1 pseudogene is annotated in these 423 nt (G+C 61.2%); it reads left to right on the top strand.

Going from position 1 to position 423, the window contains the following annotated elements:
* Positions 1–367: pseudogene (locus tag AC1D0P_RS30365) on the top strand (hypothetical protein); the annotation flags it as partial.
* Between the last annotated feature and the right edge of the window lie 56 nt (positions 368–423).

Below are 423 nucleotides of genomic sequence, written 5' to 3' on the forward strand. Positions count from 1 at the left end.
GGCGGATACCGCCCCGCTGAAATCCCAGCATTATCTGATCAAGGACTATCTGGCTGAAATCCGCTTCGCCAATGTGATCAAAGCCGTGCATGTGCACGCTGCCGTCAACACGCCCGACCCGGTCGACGAAACCGAATGGCTGCAGGCCTTTGCCCAAGAAACCGGCTTTCCGCAGGGCATTATCGCCGAATGCCATCTGGCGCGGCCGGACGCAGCGCAGGTGCTGGACCGTCATCTCAAATATCCGAATGTGCGCGGCATCCGCAATTTCGGAGAGGGCCACTACCTGGTCGACGCGGCCTGGCGAAAGGGTTTTGCCGAGCTCGGCCCGCGCAACCTCGTCTCCTGCATCGATACGCGCGTCTAGCTGGCCGACGATATTCTCGACCTTGCCCGCACCTTCCCGGAGACGCAGATCTGCGT

Source organism: Polaromonas sp. P1_G2, from assembly GCF_056405515.1.